This is a genomic window from Bradyrhizobium nanningense, from assembly GCF_004114535.1.
Classification (GTDB): domain Bacteria; phylum Pseudomonadota; class Alphaproteobacteria; order Rhizobiales; family Xanthobacteraceae; genus Bradyrhizobium; species Bradyrhizobium nanningense.
Genome location: NZ_LBJC01000019.1, coordinates 170118 through 193049, shown reverse-complemented (window position 1 = coordinate 193049; position 22932 = coordinate 170118). Strand labels below are relative to the sequence as shown.

Here is a 22932-nt window from a genome sequence, read left to right as displayed (position 1 = left end):
AGTCTGGATTGCTTCGTCGCCCGCGCAAAATTGCTTCGCAATTTTGTCGCGAGCTCCTCGCAATGACGAGGAGGGAGCGGAGGCCTACTTCCTTCCCAACACTTCCTTAGCCCTCTGCCCGAACATGATCTTGCGTGATTCCTCGTCGAACGGCTCTTTGACGAATTTGCCGATCGCGAGCCCCGCCTGCACCTGCGGCCTGGCTCGGACCTCGGCATACCAGCGTTTGACGTTCGGATAGTCGTCCAGCGTAAAGCCTTGCGCCTTGTGGGTCATGGTCCAGGGGAAGCAGGCGATGTCGGCGATGGAATAATCGCCGGCGACATGGGCGCCGGTCTTCTCGAGCTGCCGGTCGAGCACCCCGTAGAGCCGGGCCGCCTCGTCGCGGTAGCGCTCGATTGCGTAAGGAATCTTCTCCGCCGCATAGAGCGCGAAGTGGCCGTGCTGGCCGAGCATCGGTCCGAGGCCGGCCATCTGCCACATCACCCACTGGATCGTCGCGGAGCGGCCCCGCAAGTCGGCAGGCAAGAAACGGCCGGTCTTTTCCGCGAGATAGATCAGGATTGCGCCGGTCTCGAAGATCGAGAACGGTCCACCGCCGTCGGCGGGTGCGTGGTCGACGATGGCAGGGATGCGGTTGTTCGGGGAGATCGCCAGAAACTCAGGAGCGAACTGCTCGCCAGCGCGGATGTTGACGGGCTTCACGTCATAGGGAAGCCCGAGCTCCTCCAGCATGATCGAGATCTTCCAGCCGTTCGGCGTCGGCGCATAATAGAGGTCGATCATGACCTTTCCCTTGGCATTTCCTTCTGGCCTTCCCTGTCGATGCCGCCAGCCAAATGACGACTTTTGTTGTTCTGTACCTCGACGTTAAGACATGGCAGGAAGGGGCGCAACACAACCCGCCGGGAGGGCCGCCATGCTGTTTCCAACCACGATCGCCGGCTCCTTGCCGAAGCCGGAATGGCTCGCCGAGCCCAACATGCTCTGGGCGCCCTGGAAGTCGCAAGGCGATGAGCTGCTCCGTGCCAAGCGCGATGCGACGCTGATCTGGCTGAAGATCCAGGAGGACGCCGGCATCGACATCCTCACCGAGGGCGAGCAGGCCCGCCAGCATTTCGTCCACGGTTTCCTGGAGAAGATCGACGGCATCGATTTCGCCCACAAGGTCGAGATGGGCATCCGGAAAGATCGCTACAAGGCGATGGTGCCGCAGGTGGTCGCACCGCTTCGCTTGAAGGATCGCGTGCATGCCTTCGAGGCGCGGGTGGCCCGCACCCACACCCGGAAGAAGCTGAAGTTCACCCTGCCCGGCCCGATGACCATCATAGACACCATCGCCGATCGCTATTATGGCGATCGCGTCAAGATGGCGTTTGCCTTCGCCGAGCTGCTCAACGAGGAAGCCAAGGCATTGCAGGCCGACGGCGTCGATCTCGTGCAGTTCGACGAGCCCGCTTTCAACGTCTACATGGACGAGGTCAACGATTGGGGCATCAAGGCGCTGGAGCGCGCCGCGCAGGGGCTGACCTGCGCCACTGCCGTGCACATCTGCTACGGCTACGGCATCAAGGCCAACACCGACTGGAAGGAGACGTTAGGCAGCCAATGGCGGCAGTATGAGCAGATCTTTCCCGCAATCGACGCCAGCCCGATCCAGCAGGTCGCGATCGAATGTCGCAATTCGAAGGTCCCGCTCGACCTGCTCGCGCTCCTGAAGAACAAGATCGTGCAGGCCGGCGTGATCGACGTCGCCAGCGATGCGGTGGAGACCGCCGAGGATGTCGTGCAGGTGATCGACGCCGTGTCGAAGTTCGTGCCCAAGAGCAACATCATCGCCACCACCAATTGCGGCATGGCGCCGATGCGGCGCGAGATCGCCGAAGCCAAGCTGATGGCGCTCGGCGCAGGCGCGGCGCTGGCGCGCGAGAAGCTCGGGTGATGGCGGTGACCCGCAAGTCCCTCTGCTAGTCCAGAGCGGTTGGATGCAGCGCCGGCTGATAGCCGGCGCTTAGCGCCCGCAATGTGGACGGGGGCGTCAGCAGCATTGGCCCCTCAAGCCCGTGCTCGGCCTGCAAATAGCCGGCTGGCGACCATAGCAGCGGCCGGCCTTTCATCATCAGAAAGCTCTGCTCGCCCTGCTGCAGCATCGCGCCATCGGGCAGGTCTGCGAGCCGTCCTGGCAACGCGTGCAGGCGCTTGCGGCCGTGGTCCAGACGCTCCAGGTGCAGCCTTGTGTCCATCGCCTTTGCGCTCACCTTGCTTGCGCCATTGCCCCGCTCCCATGCCGCGCGAAAGCGGTTGGCATCGTCGCGGCGGCAGAAGAAGCAGGGGCGGTGCCCCGCGGCGAAGGCAGTGGCTTCGTCGAGAAAGAACAGCTCGGTCCAGCTCCGCCGCGCCATCACCGGCCGCCGCCAGCCGCGGAATTCGCATAGGCAAATAATCCAGGCCGGCGACGACCAGCGCTTCTTCAGCAGCGTCTTGGTCGCGGGATCGTGGATGATGCCGCGATTGCCGGTGAACCTGCCGCGATGCGGAGTGGCGATGATGTCGCCGGTGGGCGTGACGCGGTTTTGCAGGGGCATGGTGCGAGTCTACTCCCTCTCCCCATTCTTACGGGGAGAGGGTTGGGGCGAGGGGCTGCCTCTACAGATAAGGTGACAGACGGACTCGCGGAAGCTCCCCCTCACCCGGATTGCATCTTCGATGCAATCCGACCTCTCCCCGCAAGCGGGGCGAGGTGAAGAAAACTCACGCCGCCCCGTCGCGCAGCGGCGGGTGGTAGGACAGCGCGGTGTCCCAGGGGAAGAAGATCCAGGTATCCTGCGAGACCTCCGTGATGAAGGTGTCGACCAGCGGGCGCCCCTTCGGCTTGGCGTAGACGGTGGCGAAATGCGCGTCCGGCAGCATCTCGCGCACCAGCCTGCCGGTCTTGCCGGTGTCGACGAGGTCGTCGACGATCAGCAGCCCCTTGCCGGTGCCGCCGCCGAGCTTCATGGCCTGTTCCGAAATGCCCTTGAGCACCTGGAGCTCGCCCTGCTTGTCGTGATCGTAGCTCGCGATACAGACCGTATCGATCACGCGCACGCCGAGCTCGCGCGCCACGATCGCGGCCGGCACGAGGCCGCCGCGCGTGATCGCGATCACCGCGTGGAACGGACCGACCTCGTTGAGCCGCCAGGTCAGCGCCCGGCAGTCCCGGTGGAACTGGTCCCACGAGACCGGAAAGGCCCTGCCCGCCCGCTCCTGTGCGCTCAGTTCCGGTGCTTCACCAGCCATTGTCGTCTCCTGCGTCGTAAAACGTCCAGCAAGCCGGGGCTTTAACGGCTGACGTTCAATCCTGCCAGCATCTCCTTCACCGCAGCCATTGCTGCCGCCAGCTTCTCCGAATCGCGCGAGCGCACCACCAGGTTGGTGTTCGGCTTCGAGTCCTCGTCCATGAAGGGATAGCTGCCGATGATGGTGTCGGGATGGGCGGCGGCGATCGCCCGCAGCGGACTGCCGATGTCGCCCTCGCGCGCATTGGCGCGCACCGTGTCGGAGAGCATGCGCACGCCCGATTTCAGCTTGGGCGCAACGATGTCCATCATCGCCTGCATGATCGACGGCACACCCGCCATGACGATGACATTGCCGATCTTGAAGCCGGGGGCGAGGATGGTCGCGCTCTGGATCAGCTCGGCACCGGCAGGAATCCGGGCCATGCGCAGACGGGCCTCGTTGAGGTCCTGCTCGCTCCAGCGCTCGCGGAAACGGGCGACGACTTCCGGATGGTGGTCGATGCCGACGCCGAACGCCTTGGCGACGCTGTCGGCGGTGATGTCGTCATGGGTCGGCCCGATGCCGCCGGTGGTGAAGACGTAAGTGTAGCGATGCCGCAGTGCGTTCAAGGCCGCGATGATGTCGGCCTCGTCGTCGGAGACGACCCGGACTTCCTTCAAGTCGATGCCGATATTGGTCAGGTATTCGGCGATGAAGCCGATATTCTTGTCCTTGGTCCGGCCGGACAGGATTTCGTCGCCAATGACCAGAATGCCCGCCGTGACGATCTCGCTCATGCCTTAAGTCCCTCACCTGTGACGCCGACTTTGCCGGGGTAACGCGTTGAAGTCACGCGGTTTTGCTGCCGAAATAAGCAGTCCTCCGCCATTTTTTCGGGCAAGCCGCCAGCCACCCCCGGCAAATGCTGCCAGTCCATGCTTATCGCGCTGGCCCGGCCCTTGCTACCACATGAAAGTCATGCACTCTTGCCGCATGGCCACAGGACGTTGCGGTCTTCACCAAGGCCTTGCGGCCTGTCCAATGGCGCAACGCCTTGCGGAGACAAGTCGGGATCTATGGCAGTCGCGTTTGATGAAATGAACATTCCCGGCGGGGATCTGCGCCCTGCCTATCAGGAGCTGGCGCGCTGGCTCAAGGAGACGCCCCCTGAGGCGCTCGAATATCGCCGCCAGGAGGCCGAGCTCCTGTTCCGCCGAATCGGCATCACCTTCGCGGTCTACGGCGAGGCCGAGTCCACCGAGCGCCTGATCCCCTTCGACGTGATCCCGCGGATCATGTCCGGCAAGGAATGGGCACTGCTGGAGAAGGGCCTGAAGCAGCGCGTGCGCGCGCTCAACATGTTCCTGCGCGACATCTATCACGGCCGCGACATCCTCCGCGCCGAAATCGTGCCCGACGATCTGATCTTTCAGAACCCGGTGTTCCGGCCCGAGATGAACGGCCAGCAGGTGCCTCACGACGTCTATGTGCACATCGCCGGCATCGACATCGTCCGGGTCGATGCCGAGGACTTCATCGTGCTGGAAGACAATGCCCGCACGCCGTCCGGCGTCTCCTACATGCTGGAAAACCGCGAGATCATGATGCGGCTGTTTCCGGATCTGTTCGCCCGCCACAGGGTGGCGCCGGTCGAACGCTATCCGGACGAACTGCTCGCCGCGCTGCGCTCGGTCGCGCCGCAAAGCGCCTCCGGCGAGCCGACGGTGGCCCTGCTCACCCCCGGCGTCTACAACTCGGCCTATTACGAGCACTCCTTCCTCGCCGACAAGCTCGGCATCGAGCTGGTCGAGGGCCGCGATCTCATCGTCAAGAACAACGAAGTGTTCATGCGGACGACGGAAGGCTTGAAGCGGGTCGACGTGATCTATCGCCGCGTCGACGACGACTTCCTCGATCCCCTCACCTTCCGTCCCGATTCCGTGCTGGGCGTGCCCGGGCTGATGTCCGCCTATGCGGCCGGCAACATCACGCTCGCCAACGCCGTCGGCACCGGCATCGCCGACGACAAGGCGATCTACTCCTACATGCCGGACATCGTGAAATTCTATCTCGGCGAGGAGCCGATCCTGAAGAACGTGCCGACCTGGCGCTGCCGCGAGCCGAAGGATCTCGCCTACGTGCTGGACAATTTGAGCGAGCTCGTCGTCAAGGAGGTTCACGGCTCCGGCGGCTACGGCATGCTGATCGGCCCCGCTGCGACCAAAGCCACGATCGAAGCGTTCCGCGAGAAGCTCAAGCGCGAGCCGGAAGGTTTTATCGCGCAGCCGACGCTGGCGCTCTCGACCTGTCCGACCTGCACGGCATCAGGCCTTGCGCCACGCCACGTCGATTTGCGGCCCTTCGTGCTCACCGGCAGCAAGCGCACCACCATCGTGCCGGGCGGACTGACACGTGTTGCGCTGAAGGAAGGTTCCCTGGTAGTGAATTCGAGCCAGGGCGGCGGCACCAAAGACACCTGGATCCTGGACGAGTAGACAGATGCTGTCGCGTACCGCCGAAAACCTCTACTGGCTCGCCCGCTACGTCGAACGGGCCGAATATCTCGCGCGCACCATCGATGCGACCTTGCGCGTCACCGCGCTTCCCGCCGCCTATATCGGCAAGACCAACGAATGGGACTCGGCGCTGCTCACCGCCGGCGTCGCCGCCAGCTTCTATCAGACCTATGAGGAAGCCAACGAGCACAACGTCGTCGACTATCTCTCTTTCTCCGTCGACAACCCGTCCTCGATCAGGAACTGCATCGAGGCGGCGCGGCTGAACTCGCGTTCGGTGCGCACCGCGCTGACCAGCGAGATGTGGGACACCATCAACTCGGCCTGGATCGAGCTTCAGGCGGTCTGGAGCAAGGGCACCTCGACGCGCGAAGACCTCGCCAAATTTTTGCGCTTCGTGCAGGAGACCTCGCTGCGCTTCGACGGCTCGGCCTACCGGACCATGCTTCGCAACGACGCCTACTGGTTCTCGCGGATGGGCGTGCACCTGGAGCGCGCCGACAACACCGCGCGCATTCTCGACGTGAAGTATCACGTGCTGCTGCCCGAGGAGGAGCATGTCGGCGGCCCGCTCGACTTCTATCAATGGAGCTCGATCCTGCGCTCGGTCTCGGCGCTGACGGCCTATCACTGGGTCTATCGCGAGACGCTCAAACCCTGGCTGATCGCGGACCTGCTCATCCTCAACGATACGCTGCCGCGCTCGCTGGCCAGCTGCTACGGCAATCTCGTGCGCAACCTCGACCAGATCGGCGTCGCCTATGGCCGCCAGGGCGCGGCCCAGCGCCACGCCCGCGGCATCCGCAACCGGCTGGAGCACAGCAACATGAACGACATTTTCCAGCACGGCGTCCATGAATTCATTCAGGAATTCATCACGGACAATTCCAGGCTGGGCGAAATCATCACGAAGCAGTATTTGATCTGATGAACGTCGTCATTCCGGGATGGTCCGAAGGACCAGACCCGGAATCTCGAGATTCCGGGCTCGATGCTCGCGCATCGCCCCGGAATGACGACGCAAGCACAACGGTTCCTCATGCGCCTGCGAATCCTGCACACCACGACTTATCGCTACGAGCCGCCGGCCACGAGCGTGATCCAGATCCTGCGCATGACGCCCGGCAGCCATGACGGGCAATATGTGGCGGAATGGCAGATCGACGTCTCCACGGACACCAAGCTCGACATGCACGAGGATGCGTTCGGCAACGTCACCCATGTGCTGTCCTGCGGTCCTGTCGGCGACATCCAGATCACCGCCGAAGGGCTGATCGAGACCCACGACACCGGCGGCGTGCTGCGCGGCACCGACGAACGCTTTCCGGCGGGCATGTTCTTGCGCCCAACCGACCTCACCTCGGTGAATCCCGCGATGATGGCGGTGGCGCGTCAGTTGCGCAGCGAGGCCGAGAGCGACACGCTCGGCTTCCTGCATACGCTGATGACTGAGATTGCCGATCACATGACGTTCGACGAGGACCCGACCCATAGCGGCACCTCGGCGGCGGAGGCGTTCACGCTCAAGCGCGGGGTCTGCCAGGACTATGCGCACATCTTCATTGCCTGCGCCCGCGCCGCCGGCGTGCCGGCGCGCTTCGTCTCCGGCCACTTCCTGCGCGCGGACGGTCTCTTGCATCAGGACGCCGGGCACGCCTGGGCGGAAGCCTTCGTGCCCGATCTCGGCTGGGTCGGCTTCGATCCCGCCAACAGCATCTGCGCCACCGACGCCCATGTCCGCGTCGCGATCGGGCTCGACTATCTCGGCGCGGCCCCGGTGCGCGGCACCCGCTATGGCGGCGGCACGGAGACGCTGACGGTGGCCGTGAAGGTCGAGCAGGCCGGCCGCGGCGGGCCGTCGCAATCGCAATCCCAGCGGCAGGGCTAGGCGCAGCCGTCGGATCGCATCGGCCGTGCTACACTCGCGAAATCAGCCCCCGCGAGGTACCCATGGCCACTGTAAAGCTGCTTTCGGACGATGAACTCTCCGCTGAAGCACGCGCCGTCTTCGACGATATCCGCAAGGTGCGGAAGTCGGACTTCATCAACAATTTTTGGCGCGCGCTGGCGCATGATCCGAAGACGCTGCGGCGGACCTGGGAGAGCATCAAGGAGGTGATGGCGCCCGGCGCGCTCGATCCCAGGGTCAAGGAGATGCTCTATGTCGCGGTTTCGATCGCGCATGGCTGCAGCTACTGCATTCATTCTCACACCGCCGCCGCACGAGCCAAGGGCATGAGCGAGGCCGAATATGCCGAGATGCTCGCCATCGTCGGCATGGCCGCGGAGACCAACCGGCTGGTCACGGCGCTCGGCGTGCCGGTCGACGAGGCGTTTCTGATCGATGCTGCTGACTGAGGTCCCGCCCCGGTAATCGGGGGTTTCATGCCTCCTTGAAATTGGCTAGTAATTCCGCGCAAACGCGTTCGGGGACTGGAAATGACCTATTGCTGCGGAATCCTGGTTCGGGACGGTCTGGTGATGATCGCCGACACCCGCACCAATGCCGGCCTCGACAATGTCTCGACCTTCCGCAAGCTGCACATCTTCTCCAAGCCCGGCGAGCGCATCATGGCGATCGCCAGCGCCGGCAACCTCGCCATCAGCCAGTCGGTGCTCTCCACGCTGACCGAAGGCCTGGAGGACCCCAACACGGGCGAGCTCGAGACGCTGATGAACGCGCCGACCATGTTCCAGGCCGCCCAGAGGATCGGCCGGGCCATCCGGGCGGTGCACGCGACCGAAGGGCCGGCGCTGAGATCCGAGGACGTGTCCTTCGACGTCTCCTTCCTGTTCGGTGGCCAGATCAAGGGCTCCCGGATGCGCTTGTTCATGGTCTACACCGCCGGCAATTTCATCGAGTGCACCACCGACACGCCCTACCTGCAGATCGGCGAGCACAAATATGGCAAGCCGGTGCTCGACCGCGCCATGCATTACGACGTCGAGCTCTACGAGGCGCTGAAGACCGGCCTGATCTCGATGGACTCGACCATGCGCTCGAACCTCGGCGTCGGCCTGCCGATCGACGTGCTGGTGGTGCGCGCGGACGCCTGCGAGGCCGACCTCAACCACCGCATCGAGGCGGGCGAGCCCTATTTCCACGACCTGCGCTCGCGCTGGTCGGCGGCGCTGCGCGCAGCGCATCAGAACATTCCGCGCCCGCCCTACAAGAACGAAAAAGAACCCAAAACCTGACAGCTCAACAGAAAAGGCAGGAAACGATGAGTGAAGCAAAAAAGATCGCCCTGGTGACGGGCGCCGGCACCGGCGTCGGGCGCGCGGCGTCGCTGGCATTGATGAACACCGGCTTCACCGTGGTGCTGGTCGGGCGCCGGCTCGACATGCTCGAGGAGACCGCAAAGCTCGGCCCCGCGGGAAAGAGCCTCTGCGTCACCGCCGACATGACCAAACCGGACTCCATCGCCGCCCTGTTCGACAAGGTGAAGGCGACCTACGGCCGCCTCGACGTGCTGTTCAACAATGCCGGCATGGGCGCGCCCGCGGTGAACTTCGAGGACCTCAGCCTCGAGCATTGGCAGGCGGTGGTGAACACCAACCTCACCGGCCCGTTCCTGTGCACCCAGCACGCCTTCCGCATCATGAAGGACCAGAACCCGCGCGGCGGCCGCATCATCAACAACGGCTCGATCTCCGCGCATGCGCCGCGGCCGTTCTCGGCCGCCTACACCTCGACCAAGCACGCCATCACGGGCCTGACCAAGGCCAGTAACCTCGACGGGCGCATGTACGACATCGCGGTCGGCCAGGTCGACATCGGCAATGCCGCGACCCCGATGACCGACCGCATGGTCAACGGCCCCGGCGTGCTACAGCCGGACGGCACGACCAAGCACGAGCCGCGCATGGACGCCAAGGCGGTCGGCGATGCCGTGGCCTACATGGCCAGCCTGCCGCTCGACGCCAACGTGCTGACCATGACGGTGATGGCGACCAAGATGCCGTTCGTCGGACGGGGCTAAATCAAAAACACGAAAACAACCCCATGCACAGTAGGGATCTCATTGATTTCCCTATGCTCTGTCCGCGACCGTGCCCCGGACGCTGCGCGGCATGAAATGACGCGCTGCCGAGCCGGGGCCCACGCTGCCCCGATCTCGTTCTTGGCCTTTCTGGGTCCCGGCTCTGCACCGCAACACTGACGCGTTGCGGCTTGTCCGGAACACGAGACCATCTCGCCCTACTCCAAACTCTCCACCTTCCGCAGGCTCGGGAACAGCTTCATCCAGAGCAGCGCCACTGCGACCGTGGCGACGCCGCCGAGCACGGCGGCCGGCATGGCGCCGAGCAGCGCGGCGGCCACCCCGCTTTCGAACTGGCCGAGCTGGTTCGAGGCGTTGATGAACAGGAAGTTGACCGCGCCGACCCGGCCGCGCATCTCGTCGGGCGTTGCGAGCTGCACCAGCGAGAAGCGGATCACGACGCTGATCGTGTCGGCGGCACCGAGCACCGCGAGCGACAGCACCGACAGCCACATCCAGGACGACAGCGCAAACACGATGGTGGCGAGGCCGAACACGATCACCGCCTGGAACATGCGTAGGCCCACATGCCTGGAGATGGCGTGACGCGCCAGCACCATGGTCATCAGCAGCGCGCCGACCGCGGGTGCCGCGCGCAGCACGCCGAGCCCGACCGGCCCGGCCTGAAGGATGTCGCGGGCATAGATCGGCAAGAGCGCAGTTACGCCGCCGAACAGCACCGCGAACAAATCGAGCGAGATGGTACCGAGGATCGCCGGATTGCTGCGAATGAAGCGGACGCCGGCAAAGATGTTGTCCGTCTCCGTCCCCTCCTTGGCGATGGCCTGCGGGCGGGGCCGGATGAAGCCGGTCAGGATCATCCCGACGATCCAGAACAGCACCATCACGGCATAGGCCAGATGCGGGGCAACCGCATAAGCGAAGCCACCGAGCGCCGGCCCGGTGATGGTCGCGACCTGCGCCGCGCCGCTGGAGACGGCGGTGGCGCGCTGGAGCGATCCCTGCGGCGCGATCGCCGGCAGCAGCGCCGCCGTGGTCGGACTCTCGAACGCGCCGGCGATCCCGAGCACGAAGGTTGCGAAGAAGATCTGAACCTCGCCGACCGCACCGAGATAGGTGATGACTGCGAGATAGAGCGCGGTCGCGGCTTCCACGAGCTGGCAGAGCTGGACCACGCGCTTGCGCTCGAAGCGGTCCGCGGCGTGGCCGGCGACGAACACCAAAAGCGCGGTGGGCAGGAACTGGACGAGGCCCACCATGCCGAGATCGAAGGCCGAACCAGTGAGATCGTAGATCTGCCAGCCGATCGCGACCGCCGCGATCTGGCTGGAAAAGCGCGACAGGCTGCGCGAGAGCAGGAAGAACAGGAAGGCGCGGTGGACGAGAAGCGCGCTGGCGCTGACTGGTGGATGTCCGGATATTGGCTGCTCTGGCATCGCCGCTTCGACCACCCCTTGGATCGTCTTTTGGGTCACCCTCGGACCGCTCGCCCCCGTGATATCGGAGCTCCCCGCGTGGCTGAGGCGGACCCGCTTGTCAACAATGCGAGGCGTCCCGGATCTGTCGGCATTGCCTTTGCAGCGCAGGCACGGCCATAATCATTGAGGGTTTGGGGACATCATGCTGCGCTTGCAATCGGCACTCGGCATTTTCGCATTGCTGTTGATCGCCTTCGCGCTCGCAGAGAACCGGCGCGCCGTATCGCTGCGACAGGCGGCGATCGGCCTCGTCGTCACCTTCGCCACCGCGATCACGCTGCTGAAGCTGCCGGTCGTCGCGCATGCCTTCGGCGCCATCAACGACGCGGTCGCTGCGATCTCGGCGGCCTCGCGCGCCGGGTCCGCCTTCGTGTTCGGCTATGTCGGCGGCGGCCCCCTGCCCTTCGATGTCAAAGTGCCGGGCGCCGATTTCATCCTGGCGTTCCAGGCGCTGCCGATCGTGTTGGTCATGAGCGTGCTGACGACGCTGCTGTTCCACTGGCGCGTGCTGCCGCCGGTCGTGCGCGGAATGGCCTGGCTGCTGGAGCGGACGCTCGGCGTCGGCGGCGCGGTCGGCCTGTCGACCGCCGCCAACATCTTCCTCGGCATGGTCGAGGCGCCACTGTTCGTGCGGCCGTATCTGAAGCAGATGACCCGCAGCGAATTGTTCCTGGTGATGACCGGCGGCATGGCGGGAATCGCCGGCACGGTGCTGGTGCTTTATGCGACGCTGCTTGCTCCCCTCATCCCCGACGCCGCCGCGCATTTCGTCATCGCCTCCGTGCTGGGCGCGCCGGGTGCGATCCTGGTCAGCCTGATCATGGTGCCTGAAACCTCCGACAAGCGCACCGGCGGCACGCTGGAGGACCCCGAGATGGAGGTATCCGGCACGATGGACGCGATCGTGAAAGGCACCACCGCCGGCCTCGAGCTGCTGCTCAACATCGTCGCCATGCTGCTGGTGCTGGTGGCGCTGGTCTATCTCGTCAACGCCATCCTCGGACTGCTGCCTGATATCGGCGGTGCCGCGATCTCCCTGCAGCGCTTGTTGGGGCTGGCGATGGCGCCGGTGTGCTGGCTGATGGGGCTGCCGTGGGATCAGGCCGTCACCGCCGGCAGCCTGATGGGCACCAAGACCGTGCTCAACGAATTGATCGCCTATGTCGACCTCTCGAAGCTGCCGGCCGGCGCGCTCGATCCGCGCTCGCGCCTGATCATGCTCTACGCGATGTGCGGCTTCGCCAATTTCGCCAGCCTCGGCATCATGATCGGTGGCTTGGGCGTGATGGCGCCGGAGCGGCGCGAGGAGATCAACGCGCTCGGGCTGAAGTCGATCGTGTCGGGGACGCTGACGACGTGCCTGATGGGCGCGGTGGTGGGGGTGTTGGCGTAGGTCTCACTCCGCCGTCATTGCGAGGAGCCCTTGCGACGAAGCAATCCAGACCGTTTCCGCAGATGCATTTCTGGATTGCTTCGCTTCGCTCGCAATGACGGGTGGAGAGATGTGTGCGCATTTACGGCGTCGCCCTACGCCTTCAACTCCACCGTCTTGAACTCCGCTGGCAGGATCACCTCCAAGAGCTCGACGTCATCAGAATAATCCAGGATCATGTGCTTGATCTTCGGCGGCTGGGTCCAGGCGCTGCCTTCTTTCATCAGCGTCTCGCCCTGCCCGTCCATGTAGGTCTTCACCCAGCCTTTGAGCACGTAGACCATCTGGAATTCGACGTCGTGGAAGTGCAGCTTCGAGACCTCGGCCGGATTGCAGGGGCCCTGCAGGCGGATCACATGGGCTTGCGCGAGACCGTGGGTCGCCTCTGCAATGCCGAGGTCGCGGTATTTCGCGTAGGCGCGCAGGCCGTCGGCCTTGAAGTCTTCCTCACGGTGATGGCTGATCGCGATGCGTTGCCGGGGGCGTGCCGCCTTTTTCGGAGCCGCGGTGCGTGCCTTCGCCTTCACCGCTTTGCGCGCCGACGATCGCGCTGCGACCTTTGCGCCGCTGCGCTTCTTCACCGCAGCCTTCGTTGCGGATCTTGATGCCTTTTGCTTGGCCATTGTCTGCCTCCCTGATCTGAGCCGCGCCCGCCGGACGGGGAACAACCCGAAGGCAGATTATCCAGTCTTGGACGAGGCAGCAATTGCGGGACGTCCGGCTCGTCACTCGAATATCCGATCAAATCGTAGCTTGTCCCAAGCTGTCGTGGCGACCGGCCGGCGTCTCGTATTGGTTCTGCCGCTGAATTAGTCTCGCCGCAGGATTCTTGAGGGAATTGATTCATGGGCGGCAGCGTAGGCCAGCGTGCATTTCAAAATGCCCGGCTGCAGAAACGACAGAAGGCCGAAGTGTTGCCGTTGCTCGGGCACGCACTCCAGTTGCACAAGATAGGACTTTTGCCGGAGGCTCAGACCGCCTATCGCCAAGTCCTGCAGCTCGCACCCATGCAATTCATCGCGCTGCACATGCTCGGCGTTTTGGAGTCGGATGCCAAGAACTATCAGCAAGCCGAAATCCTGCTAAGCCGGGCAATTGCAGCGGATCCGCGATCCGCCGATGCTCACATGAGCCTTGGCGTCGCCCTCAACGGGCTACGGCGTCACGAGGAGGCCCGCGCGAGCTATCGAAAGGCCCTCGCCCTGCGGCCTGACCACGCCCTGACCCTGTCCAATCTCGGCAATGCGAGTGTGGCCCTCGACCTTCACGATGAGGCGCTGCATAGCTACGACAAGGCGCTCGCACTTAATCCGGACCTTGCCGAAGCCCATAACGGCCGAGGTTGGGCGCTCTGCCGTCAGCGCAACTATGACGAGGCCGTCGCAAGCTTGAACCGCGCGCTGTCGATCAAGCCAAGCTACGCGGCGGCGCTCGCGAACCGCGCCATTGCTTTACGGGAGCTTCAGCGATTTGACGAAGCCCTGGCAGACGGCAATCGGGCCATCGCACTGGCACCCGACGACGCGAATGGGTGGCTCGCGCGGGCCGGTGTCCTGCTCCAGATCCAGCAGATTGCCCAGGCGTCGCACGATTGCGAGCAGGCCCTCGTGATCGATCCCGGTTCCATTCAAGCTCACTTGGTGCTGGGCCTTTGCCTCGCCGGACTTGGCCGGGTCGACGAAGCCCTCGCCAGTTTCGACAGGGCCCTCGACATCCAGCCTGACCTGCAGAGCGCGATCTCCAACAAGATATTCACGCTCGACTTTGCGGGGGACGCCACCGTCGAACGGCATCAGCAGGCTCGTCAGGTGTGGTGGGAGCGTGTCGGCGCGAAGATCGCTTCAGGAGCGGCGCGACCGCATGACAACAATCGCGATCCGGATCGCCGCCTGGTGCTTGGCTATGTCTCATCGGATTTCAACGCGCATTCGGCCGCGCTGATCTTCATGCCGGTCCTTCAACACCATGACCGGGCACAGTTCGAGATCGTGTGCTACGCCTGCTCCTCGAAGGTGGATGCGACGACCAGCCAATTTCGGGAGATCGCCGATCGCTGGCGCGACGCCTCGCAATGGAGCGAAGATCGCCTCGCCGCCGAAATCCGCGCCGACGGCATCGACATCCTGATCGATCTGTCCGGCCACACCAGAGGGAACCGGCTCGGCGTGTTTGCGCGCAAACCGGCGCCGATCCAGGTCCACGGCTGGGGCCACGGCACGGGCACTGGGCTGCCGACGATCGACTATCTGATCTCGGACCCGGTCGCGATTCCGCACGAGGTTCGGCATCTGTTTGCGGAGACCGTCGTCGACCTGCCCTGCTTCGTGACGCTGACGCCACTGCCGGCCGAGATTGCGCGGGCGCCAACCCCAGCGATCTCGAACGGCTTCGTCACCTTCGGCGTCTTCAACCGCATCAGCAAGATCTCGGACGAGGCAGCAGACGTCTGGTCCAGGATTCTCGAGCGCGTGCCGGGTTCGCGACTGCTGATCAAGGATGTCGCGCTGGACGACCGGCTGGTCCGCGAAAATCTGCTGGCGCGGTTCGAGGCCTGCGGATTGCCGGCCGAACGCGTCGAGCTGCTCGGCGCTACCTTGCGAGGCGAACATCTGGCATCGTTCAATCGCGTTGATATCTGCCTCGACCCGTTCCCGCAGAACGGCGGCGTCAGCACATGGGAAGCCCTGCAGATGGGCGTGCCGGTGGTCGCCAAACTCGGCAACAGCCTGCCCAGCCGTGCCGCCGGCTCCATCCTCACGGCGCTTGGCCTGCCTGACTGGGTCACCGACAGCCAAGAGGCCTATATCGACGTCGCAACGAGCCGCGCCTTGCAGATCGGCGAGCTCGACAAGTTGCGCCTCGAATTGCCTGACAGTATCCGGGCCGCAGCCGCCGGCAACCCGGCCTCATACGGGCGAGCGGTGGACGATGCCTATCGCGCGATGTGGCAACGCTATTGCAGCAACGGCGCCTGATTGCCGCACACGCGATCACGGGAATAGCGCATCAGCCGGACGCAGCCGCAACGGAGATCGTATAGGGTGGGCAAAGCGACTTGTCCGCCGAAGCTCAAAGAGCGAAGGCGGAAGCGTGCCCACCTTCCGCGCACGATCCATGGAGAGAGGGTGGGTGGGGACGGCGCTTAAGCGCCTTTGCCCACCCTACGAGACCGGTCTCCCTCAATGCAGCCGGAACACGCCGTCCACGGCGCGCAGCTCGGCCGGCTTGATCAGCTTGGAATGCGCCACGGTCACCGAATGGAGGGGGCCGTCGAGCTTCTCCTGCCAGAACGCCAGGAAATCCTTCAGCACCGGGAATTTCGGAAACATGTCGTAGTTCTGCCAAACGTAGGTCTGAAGCAGCGAGGGATGATCCGGCATCCGGTAGAGAATTTGTGCCGTCGTCAGCCCGTAACCCAGCATCTGTTTCCGGAAATCCTCGGAAACGACCCCATTCCGCAGTCCCATGCCAACCTCCTTTGCAGGAGCGCATTCAAGGGGCGGCTTGGTCGGTGTGCGCCTTACGAGCCACCCGGTACTGATGCGCTCACATGAGAGAAATGTGACGCAAACTGACAATTCATCTCAAGCCCAAAAGTTTAACAAGCTGTTGAAATTCAATGCGTTAGCAGCAGAGAACGCTCCGTGCTAATACGGGTGCGAGGCTCGGTTAACGATGGCGAGAGAAGCTGGCAATCCGCGCTTCCGAGTGCTGATTTTTTTGCTACAAACCCTTGCCCCCGCAAAATTCCTGTCCTATTTCAGCCTCGCCCGTGCTAGCACTCGCGGGCAACGATTGCTAACAATCTCAAAATCCTCAACTCGTGCAAATGTTTAGGAGGACTGCATGAAATTCCGTCCGCTTCACGACCGCGTCGTGGTCAAGCGCATCGACGCAGAAGAGAAGACCGCTGGCGGCATCATCATTCCCGACACTGCCAAGGAAAAGCCCTCCCAGGGCGAAGTCGTCGCCGTTGGTCCCGGTGGCCGCGACGAATCCGGCAAGCTGATCCCGATCGACCTGAAGGTCGGCGACCGCGTGCTGTTCGGCAAGTGGTCCGGCACTGAAGTCAAGATCGACAGCGTCGATCTCTTGATCATGAAGGAAAGCGACATCATGGGCGTCCTCGACGTCCCCGCTTCCAAGAAGAAGGCGGCCTAAGAGCCCCTCTCTCCCTCCAGTCAAACACCTCAAGGAAAAATCCAGATGGCAGCCAAAGAAGTCAAATTCTCGGTTGAAGCGCGCGACAAGATGCTGCGCGGCGTCGACGTTCTCGCCAACGCGGTGAAGGTCACGCTCGGTCCGAAGGGCCGCAACGTCGTGCTCGACAAGTCGTTCGGCGCTCCCCGCATCACCAAGGACGGCGTCACCGTCGCCAAGGAGATCGAGCTCGAGGACAAGTTCGAGAACATGGGCGCGCAGATGGTGCGCGAAGTCGCCTCCAAGTCCGCTGACGCGGCCGGCGACGGCACCACCACCGCCACCGTGCTCGCCCAGGCGATCGTGAAGGAAGGCGCCAAGTCGGTTGCCGCCGGCATGAACCCGATGGACCTCAAGCGCGGTATCGACCTCGCGGTCGAAGCCGTGGTTGCGGACCTGCAGAAGAACTCCAAGAAGGTCACCTCGAACGACGAGATCGCCCAGGTCGGCACCATCTCGGCGAACGGCGACCAGGAGATCGGCAAGTTCCTCTCCGACGCCATGAAGAAGGTCGGCAACGAGGGTGTCATCACCGTCGAGGAAGCCAAGTCGCTCGAGACCGAGCTCGATGTCGTCGAGGGCATGCAGTTCGACCGCGGCTACATCTCGCCCTACTTCGTCACCAACGCCGACAAGATGCGCGTTGAGATGGACGACGCCTACATCCTCATCAACGAGAAGAAGCTCTCCTCGCTGAACGAGTTGCTCCCGCTGCTCGAGGCCGTGGTGCAGACCGGCAAGCCGCTGGTCATCGTCGCCGAGGACGTCGAAGGCGAAGCGCTTGCGACCCTCGTCGTGAACCGTCTGCGTGGCGGCCTCAAGGTCGCGGCCGTCAAGGCTCCGGGCTTCGGCGATCGCCGCAAGGCCATGCTGCAGGACATCGCGATCCTGACCGGCGGCCAGGCGATCTCGGAAGACCTCGGCATCAAGCTCGAGAACGTCACGCTCAACATGCTCGGTCGCGCCAAGAAGGTGATGATCGACAAGGAGAACACCACGATCGTCAACGGCGCCGGCAAGAAGGCCGACATCGAGGCGCGCGTGGCCCAGATCAAGGCGCAGATCGAGGAGACCACCTCGGACTACGACCGCGAGAAGCTCCAGGAGCGTCTCGCCAAGCTCGCGGGCGGCGTCGCGGTGATCCGCGTCGGCGGCGCGACCGAGGTCGAGGTGAAGGAGCGCAAGGATCGCGTTGATGACGCGATGCATGCGACCCGCGCGGCGGTCGAGGAAGGCATCGTCCCGGGCGGCGGCGTCGCCCTGCTCCGTGCCTCCGAGCAGCTCAAGGGCCTGCGCACCAAGAACGACGACCAAAAGACCGGCGTCGAGATCGTGCGCAAGGCGCTGTCGGCTCCCGCTCGCCAGATCGCGATCAACGCCGGTGAAGACGGCTCGGTGATCGTCGGCAAGATCCTGGAGAACAAGGCCTACAATTACGGCTTCGACTCCCAGACCGGCGAATATGCCGACCTCGTCAAGAAGGGCATCATCGACCCGACCAAGGTGGTCCGCACCGCGATCCAGAACGCAGCCTCGGTGGCCGCGCTCCTGATCACCACGGAAGCCATGGTCGCCGAGCTGCCCAAGAAGGGCGGCGCCGGCCCGGCAATGCCCCCCGGCGGCGGCATGGGCGGCATGGACTTCTAAGTCCAGCTACCTCAAAGACTACGAAACCCCGGCAGCGATGCCGGGGTTTTTGTTTTGAGGACCGTCATTCCGGGGCGCGACGAAGTCGCGCCCTGGAATGACGAGAGGAGAGGCCCTTGCCTCACCGCACCTTGCCCAGCCGCTCCATGCGCGGCTCGCCGTCTTCGTCCAGCGACCAGAAGATCCGCGTCACCTTGCCGACCAGATTGTCCATCGGCACGAAACCGAACGTCGGCATGCGGCTGTCGGTGGAATTGTCGCGGTTGTCGCCGAGCACGAAGACATGGCCCGGCGGCACCGTGAAGACGTTGGTGTTATCGAGATAGCCGCTGTCGATGCAGTCGTTGGTGACGTAGGACGCGCCGTTCGGCAGCGTCTCGCGCCAGCGCTTGACCTTCGCCTCGTCATCGCCTCCGCAGCTGGTACCGGCCCGCTTCGCCTCCAGCGCGACGCGCGTCACCGGACGGTCGTTGAGGACGAGCCGGCCCTGCCGCATCTGAATGCGGTCGCCGGGCAGCCCGACCACGCGCTTGACATAGTCGGCCGAATTGTCCTTCGCCGTCCGGAACACGACGATGTCGCCGTATTCTGGGTCGGCGGCGAGGATGCGGCCCGAGATCCAGGACGGCGCGAAGGGGACGGAATAGCGCCCGTAGCCGTAGGCATATTTCGCGGCGAAGACGTAGTCGCCGACCATGAGCGTCGGCGCCATCGAACTGGAGGGGATGCTGAACGGCTGATACAGGACGAAGCGAAACAGGATCAGCGGCGACCATAGCAACGGGACCAGCAGGATCAGGATGAGAATTGCCTTCCATTCGCGCGATTGCGCCCGCGAGGGCCGGATCGTTTGCGAAAGACTGGTCATGCGCTCACCCCGGTCAAGTCTCGTCGCGAGATTACGCAACCTTGGCGCGCGCGCAATCCCGCCGAACGTCAAACTTGGTCGCACGTCGCGCTGACGGCGTTCAATGCGAAGGCCACGAACGTCGCCGGCAGTCAGTCCTGTGGGAGGTCCTTGAAGCACTGCCGGACCCAGTCGATCGTCACGCGCGTCGCTGCGTCGCGCTTGAGATGGTTCTGCACCAGGAGCCAGACGTCGCGTCGCTTCGGCAGCAGCGTGGCGCGCAGGCGGCGATCGCCGAGCAGATCCGCACAACTATACTCCGGCAACACGCCGGCGGCCTGATGCGCGCGGACCAAATTGCGGATGACCCGCACGTTGTCGGTGACGCAACGGGCGCGGATTTTCCTGGTGCGCAGGAATTGCATCTCGGGAATGGCACCCAGCTCGTCCGGATAGGCGCAGAGCATCGGCTCGCCTTCGGTGGCAACAGGCTCGAAATAATAGAGCTTGATGTCGCCGAGCCTCGAGATTGCAAAGTCGCCCTTGTCGGGCTTGCGCAGGCGGATCGCGAGATCGGCTTCCCACCGCGAGAACTTGACGTTCTCACTCGAGGTGAGGAACTGCAGCATCAAGCCGGGATTGGCGCGCAGGAAATCGCTCGCGCGCGGCGACAGCACCTGCTCGGCGACCGTGTTGGTGGATGCAATGCGCAGGCGCCCCACGGGACCTTCCACGCTCTCACCAAGACGACCGATCTCGGCGGCATGCGCGGCCATCGCCTCGACATGCGCCAGCACCGCCTCACATTGCCGCGTCGGTTTGCGAACGCCGTCGGCAGCCTCGAACAGGCGCAAGCCCAACGCACGCTCGATGCGCGACAGCCGACGCCCGACCGTGGTCTCGTCGATGCGCAGGCGTGCGCTGGCGCCGGCATAGGTGCCCTCGTCCCTGACGGCGGCGATGATGCGCAGATCGTCCCAGTTCATCGGGTGAGGTTACATCGACCGCGACGAGCCTGCAATATCGCAGCCACCCGCTGCAATCTCCCTGCATATCGGCAGGCAGCCCCGGGGCTATGTTGGCCCTGCCATTCGCTCCCGGAGATTCCAAGATCATGACGACCGCAAAGACCCTGCTGCAGCTCGCCGGCGCCGATCTTACCCCGCCGCGTCTTACCGACGCTGCGCTGGTGCTGATCGACATTCAGAACGAATATCTCGCAGGCCCCCTCGCCTTGCCGGACGCCAGGCCCGCGATTGCGCGCGCGGCTGCCCTGCTGGCAAAGGCCCGCGCGGCCAATGCCGCGATCATTCACATCGCCCATCGCGGCAAGGCGGGTGGTCTGTTCGATCGCAGCGCCGACCGCGGTGCCATTGTCGCCGAGCTGACGCCGCAAGCCGGCGAGCTCGTGATCGAAAAGGAGCTGCCCAACTCGTTTGCCGGCACCGATCTGAAGGCGCGTCTTGACGCGATCGACAGGAAAAACATCGTGCTGGCCGGCTTCATGACCCATATGTGCGTTAGCTCCACTGCACGTGCCGCGCTCGACCTCGGCTTTCGCGCGACGATCGATGCCGATGCCTGCGCCACGCGCGACCTGCCCAACGGGCGCGGCGGCACGCTGGACGCCCGGACCATTCACGAGGTTGCGCTCGCCGAACTATCCGACCGCTTCGCGATCATCGCGCGCGGCGATGCGCTGACATAAGGGAGCAAAGCGATGCTGCAACTCTACTTCTCGCCGATGGCCTGCTCGCTCTCGAGCCGCATCGCGCTGATGGAAGCAGGTCTGGATGCGAGCTATCATCAGGTGCATCTCTGGACCAAGAAAATCGTGGACGACGACGGTGATTTTCGCGGCATCAGCCCTAAGGGCGCGGTACCGGTGCTGGTGCTGGACAACGGCGAACGCCTGACGGAAAGCGCGGCGGTGCTGCAATACATCGCCGATTTGAACCCCAAGAGCGGCCTCGCGCCTCGGCCGGGCGATGTCGATCGCTACCGCTTGCAGGAATGGCTGAGCTTCATCGGCTCAGAGATCCACAAGGCATTCCTGTTTCCGACCTTCTGGTACAAGGACGACGGCTCGCTGGCCAAGCCGCGGGCAAGGATCGCACAGACATTGTCGGTGCCGGCGGAGCATCTGGCGGAGCGCGAATTCCTCGTCGGCAACAGCTTCACCGTCGCGGACGCACACCTCACCTGGGCCCTGCTGCTGCTCCGTCCCGCGGGAATCGACATCGCGCGATGGCCATCCTTGTCGGCCTATCTCGAGCGCATGCAGACGCGGCCGGCAGTGCGGAGCGCGATCGCGACCGAGATGGCGCTGCGCAAGGCGATGGCAGCGTGAGCGCGCCTCACTCCACCCGCGCCAGCACCGCGAGCTTGCGGATGCCCTTGTTACGGTAGGCGTCGAGGAACGCGTAATAGTCCTTGAACGACACGCAGCCGTTGGAATCGCCGTTCGGCCCGAGCATGAAGGTATGGGCGAGCAGGCCGTCGCGGCCGTAGATCGCGCTCTCGCCGCCGATCGGGGTCAGGCGCAGCGCCGGCACGCCGTGGAACAGCGCCTCGCGCGGCTTCAGCGTGTAGATGTGCGGCGGTGTCACGCCGCGCATGCGGGTGCGCTGCGAGCGCGGATCGTCGAGATTCGAGCCGAGGCCGGAATGCGCCTCGAGCTTGGTGCCGTCAGGCAGATAAACCGTCTTGGCGGTGATGTCGTAGACGGCAGTGTCGCGCTCATAGGGCGGCGCGCCGCCGAACATCGGGTTCTGCTCCTTCGGAGCGATAGACGCGGTGATGCTGGCATCGGCCGAGGCATAGGCCAGGAGCCCGCCGGACGGCTCGCGCTTGCCCCAGAGTTTTTCGACCATCGACTGGCGCGGACCGGTGATCGACATCACCGCGGCCTTGGCGCGGTCCGCGAACGACTTCTTCGCTTCGGGTGCCGGCACGATCTGGGCCGGATCGGCCGACGCAAGCTGGATCTGAGCATCCGGAGCGCGCTTGGTCTTGTCCGCGGTCTTGTCAGCAATCTTGGCCGGGGCCGACGGCTTCAGCGCTTCCGCAACCTTGGCGATCACGCTCTGCTTCGGCGGATCCTTGGCTACCGCAACCTGGGTCGCCGGCGCCGCGCTGGCCGCGTTCGAGGCCACACCTTGGGTCGCAGCTGCGGCAAAGCGCTCGTTGAACATCTCGCGCGAGATCGGGGCGGCGACCTGCAACCGGTCAGGCAGGAGCGCAAAAGCTTCCTTGATGGCGTCGCCCGCCTCGCGTAGCGCGACCTTGGGCGCCCGCTTGATCACGGGCTCGTCGTAGCCAATGCTGCCGACGGTCGGGTAGACGCTCGCGCCAAAGACGTTGCTGTAGATGGTCCAGCCGGCGCCCATCATGGCGCAGCCGATCGCCGCGGCGCCGAGCCAATTGGTCGTGGTCATTTTCCGGGAAGGCTTCCGAAGAGAATTCTTGGACTTCCGTGCCGCGTAACTATGCGCAGCGATACTCGTACTCATTCGCCTTGCGTCCAGGACGGTGTCACTCAGTCCCC

At 64.3% G+C, this 22932-nt stretch carries 23 protein-coding genes; 13 read left to right on the top strand and 10 right to left on the bottom strand.

The annotated features are described in order from the left end of the window. Window positions 1–84: 84 nt before the first annotated feature. Complete coding sequence (locus XH84_RS12570; protein ID WP_128920918.1) at window positions 85–786, bottom strand: glutathione S-transferase N-terminal domain-containing protein; 702 nt, start codon at window positions 784–786, stop codon at window positions 85–87. 133 nt (window positions 787–919) lie between these two features. Here XH84_RS12570 and XH84_RS12565 point away from each other — a divergent pair, with 133 nt between their 5' ends. After that, entirely contained in the window at window positions 920–1942 is a 1023-nt protein-coding gene (locus tag XH84_RS12565; RefSeq protein ID WP_128920917.1) for a methionine synthase, read from the top strand. A gap of 25 nt (window positions 1943–1967) precedes the next feature. Here XH84_RS12565 and XH84_RS12560 read toward each other — a convergent pair whose 3' ends face one another. The 3 genes from XH84_RS12560 to XH84_RS12550 all read right to left on the bottom strand — a co-directional run bounded on the left by XH84_RS12560 (window position 1968) and on the right by XH84_RS12550 (window position 4058). Next, complete coding sequence (locus XH84_RS12560) at window positions 1968–2585, bottom strand: hypothetical protein (RefSeq protein ID WP_128920916.1); 618 nt, start codon at window positions 2583–2585, stop codon at window positions 1968–1970. Between the two features lie 166 nt (window positions 2586–2751). Next, window positions 2752–3279 carry a xanthine phosphoribosyltransferase gene (gene gpt, locus XH84_RS12555; RefSeq protein ID WP_063195254.1) on the bottom strand — a complete coding sequence of 176 codons (528 nt, stop codon included), beginning with the start codon at window positions 3277–3279 and terminating at the stop codon, window positions 2752–2754. Between the two features lie 41 nt (window positions 3280–3320). Continuing rightward, window positions 3321–4058: a competence/damage-inducible protein A gene (locus XH84_RS12550; protein ID WP_128920915.1), complete on the bottom strand. Its 738-nt coding sequence runs from the start codon at window positions 4056–4058 to the stop codon at window positions 3321–3323. A 279-nt stretch (window positions 4059–4337) separates the two neighbouring features. Between XH84_RS12550 and XH84_RS12545 the strand changes: the two genes are divergently transcribed. The 6 genes from XH84_RS12545 (at window position 4338) to XH84_RS12520 (ending at window position 9760) form a co-directional block, all read left to right on the top strand. Then, complete coding sequence (locus XH84_RS12545; protein ID WP_128920914.1) at window positions 4338–5756, top strand: circularly permuted type 2 ATP-grasp protein; 1419 nt, start codon at window positions 4338–4340, stop codon at window positions 5754–5756. Between the two features lie 4 nt (window positions 5757–5760). After that, on the top strand, window positions 5761–6705 hold the full coding sequence (locus XH84_RS12540; protein ID WP_128920913.1) for an alpha-E domain-containing protein: 945 nt from the start codon (window positions 5761–5763) through the stop codon (window positions 6703–6705). 111 nt (window positions 6706–6816) lie between these two features. Further along, window positions 6817–7665 (top strand): transglutaminase family protein, encoded by an 849-nt coding sequence (locus XH84_RS12535; protein WP_128920912.1) that lies wholly within the window; start codon window positions 6817–6819, stop codon window positions 7663–7665. Window positions 7666–7727: 62 nt separating this feature from the next. Further along, a complete protein-coding gene (locus XH84_RS12530; RefSeq protein WP_128920911.1) occupies window positions 7728–8135 on the top strand; it encodes a carboxymuconolactone decarboxylase family protein in 408 nt (135 codons plus the stop codon). Between the two features lie 81 nt (window positions 8136–8216). Next, the gene (locus XH84_RS12525; RefSeq protein ID WP_063195258.1) at window positions 8217–8975 is read left to right on the top strand and encodes a proteasome-type protease; all 759 of its coding nucleotides are present in this window, start codon (window positions 8217–8219) and stop codon (window positions 8973–8975) included. 26 nt (window positions 8976–9001) lie between these two features. Continuing rightward, on the top strand, window positions 9002–9760 hold the full coding sequence (locus tag XH84_RS12520) for an SDR family oxidoreductase (RefSeq protein WP_128920910.1): 759 nt from the start codon (window positions 9002–9004) through the stop codon (window positions 9758–9760). A 218-nt stretch (window positions 9761–9978) separates the two neighbouring features. Here the strand turns inward: XH84_RS12520 and XH84_RS12515 are convergent, their stop codons facing one another. Continuing rightward, window positions 9979–11217 carry an MFS transporter gene (locus XH84_RS12515; protein WP_128920909.1) on the bottom strand — a complete coding sequence of 413 codons (1239 nt, stop codon included), beginning with the start codon at window positions 11215–11217 and terminating at the stop codon, window positions 9979–9981. 184 nt (window positions 11218–11401) lie between these two features. On the opposite strand from XH84_RS12515, the gene XH84_RS12510 reads away from it, so the two are divergent. After that, complete coding sequence (locus tag XH84_RS12510) at window positions 11402–12652, top strand: NupC/NupG family nucleoside CNT transporter (RefSeq protein WP_128920908.1); 1251 nt, start codon at window positions 11402–11404, stop codon at window positions 12650–12652. Between the two features lie 134 nt (window positions 12653–12786). Here the strand turns inward: XH84_RS12510 and XH84_RS12505 are convergent, their stop codons facing one another. Next, the gene (locus tag XH84_RS12505; RefSeq protein ID WP_128920907.1) at window positions 12787–13314 is read right to left on the bottom strand and encodes a cupin domain-containing protein; all 528 of its coding nucleotides are present in this window, start codon (window positions 13312–13314) and stop codon (window positions 12787–12789) included. 222 nt (window positions 13315–13536) lie between these two features. On the opposite strand from XH84_RS12505, the gene XH84_RS12500 reads away from it, so the two are divergent. After that, window positions 13537–15666, top strand: a complete 2130-nt coding sequence (locus tag XH84_RS12500; RefSeq protein WP_128920906.1) for an O-linked N-acetylglucosamine transferase, SPINDLY family protein — start codon at window positions 13537–13539, stop codon at window positions 15664–15666. Between the two features lie 204 nt (window positions 15667–15870). On the opposite strand, the gene XH84_RS12495 is transcribed toward XH84_RS12500, so the two are convergent. Continuing rightward, window positions 15871–16158: an usg protein gene (locus XH84_RS12495; RefSeq protein WP_128920905.1), complete on the bottom strand. Its 288-nt coding sequence runs from the start codon at window positions 16156–16158 to the stop codon at window positions 15871–15873. A gap of 379 nt (window positions 16159–16537) precedes the next feature. On the opposite strand from XH84_RS12495, the gene XH84_RS12490 reads away from it, so the two are divergent. Together XH84_RS12490 and groL are read left to right on the top strand one after the other, a co-directional pair. Further along, window positions 16538–16852 (top strand): co-chaperone GroES, encoded by a 315-nt coding sequence (locus tag XH84_RS12490; protein ID WP_128920904.1) that lies wholly within the window; start codon window positions 16538–16540, stop codon window positions 16850–16852. A 45-nt stretch (window positions 16853–16897) separates the two neighbouring features. Beyond that, complete coding sequence (gene groL, locus XH84_RS12485) at window positions 16898–18538, top strand: chaperonin GroEL (protein ID WP_092259181.1); 1641 nt, start codon at window positions 16898–16900, stop codon at window positions 18536–18538. A 121-nt stretch (window positions 18539–18659) separates the two neighbouring features. Here the strand turns inward: groL and lepB are convergent, their stop codons facing one another. Together lepB and XH84_RS12475 are read right to left on the bottom strand one after the other, a co-directional pair. Next, window positions 18660–19406: a signal peptidase I gene (gene lepB, locus XH84_RS12480; protein WP_128920903.1), complete on the bottom strand. Its 747-nt coding sequence runs from the start codon at window positions 19404–19406 to the stop codon at window positions 18660–18662. A gap of 131 nt (window positions 19407–19537) precedes the next feature. Then, on the bottom strand, window positions 19538–20371 hold the full coding sequence (locus XH84_RS12475) for a LysR family transcriptional regulator (RefSeq protein WP_128920902.1): 834 nt from the start codon (window positions 20369–20371) through the stop codon (window positions 19538–19540). A gap of 128 nt (window positions 20372–20499) precedes the next feature. Between XH84_RS12475 and XH84_RS12470 the strand changes: the two genes are divergently transcribed. Beyond that, entirely contained in the window at window positions 20500–21093 is a 594-nt protein-coding gene (locus tag XH84_RS12470) for a cysteine hydrolase family protein (protein WP_164936444.1), read from the top strand. Window positions 21094–21105: 12 nt separating this feature from the next. After that, on the top strand, window positions 21106–21735 hold the full coding sequence (locus XH84_RS12465; RefSeq protein WP_128920900.1) for a glutathione binding-like protein: 630 nt from the start codon (window positions 21106–21108) through the stop codon (window positions 21733–21735). A gap of 7 nt (window positions 21736–21742) precedes the next feature. On the opposite strand, the gene XH84_RS12460 is transcribed toward XH84_RS12465, so the two are convergent. Beyond that, window positions 21743–22822, bottom strand: a complete 1080-nt coding sequence (locus XH84_RS12460; protein WP_164936443.1) for a DUF2778 domain-containing protein — start codon at window positions 22820–22822, stop codon at window positions 21743–21745. Window positions 22823–22932 lie beyond the last annotated feature (110 nt).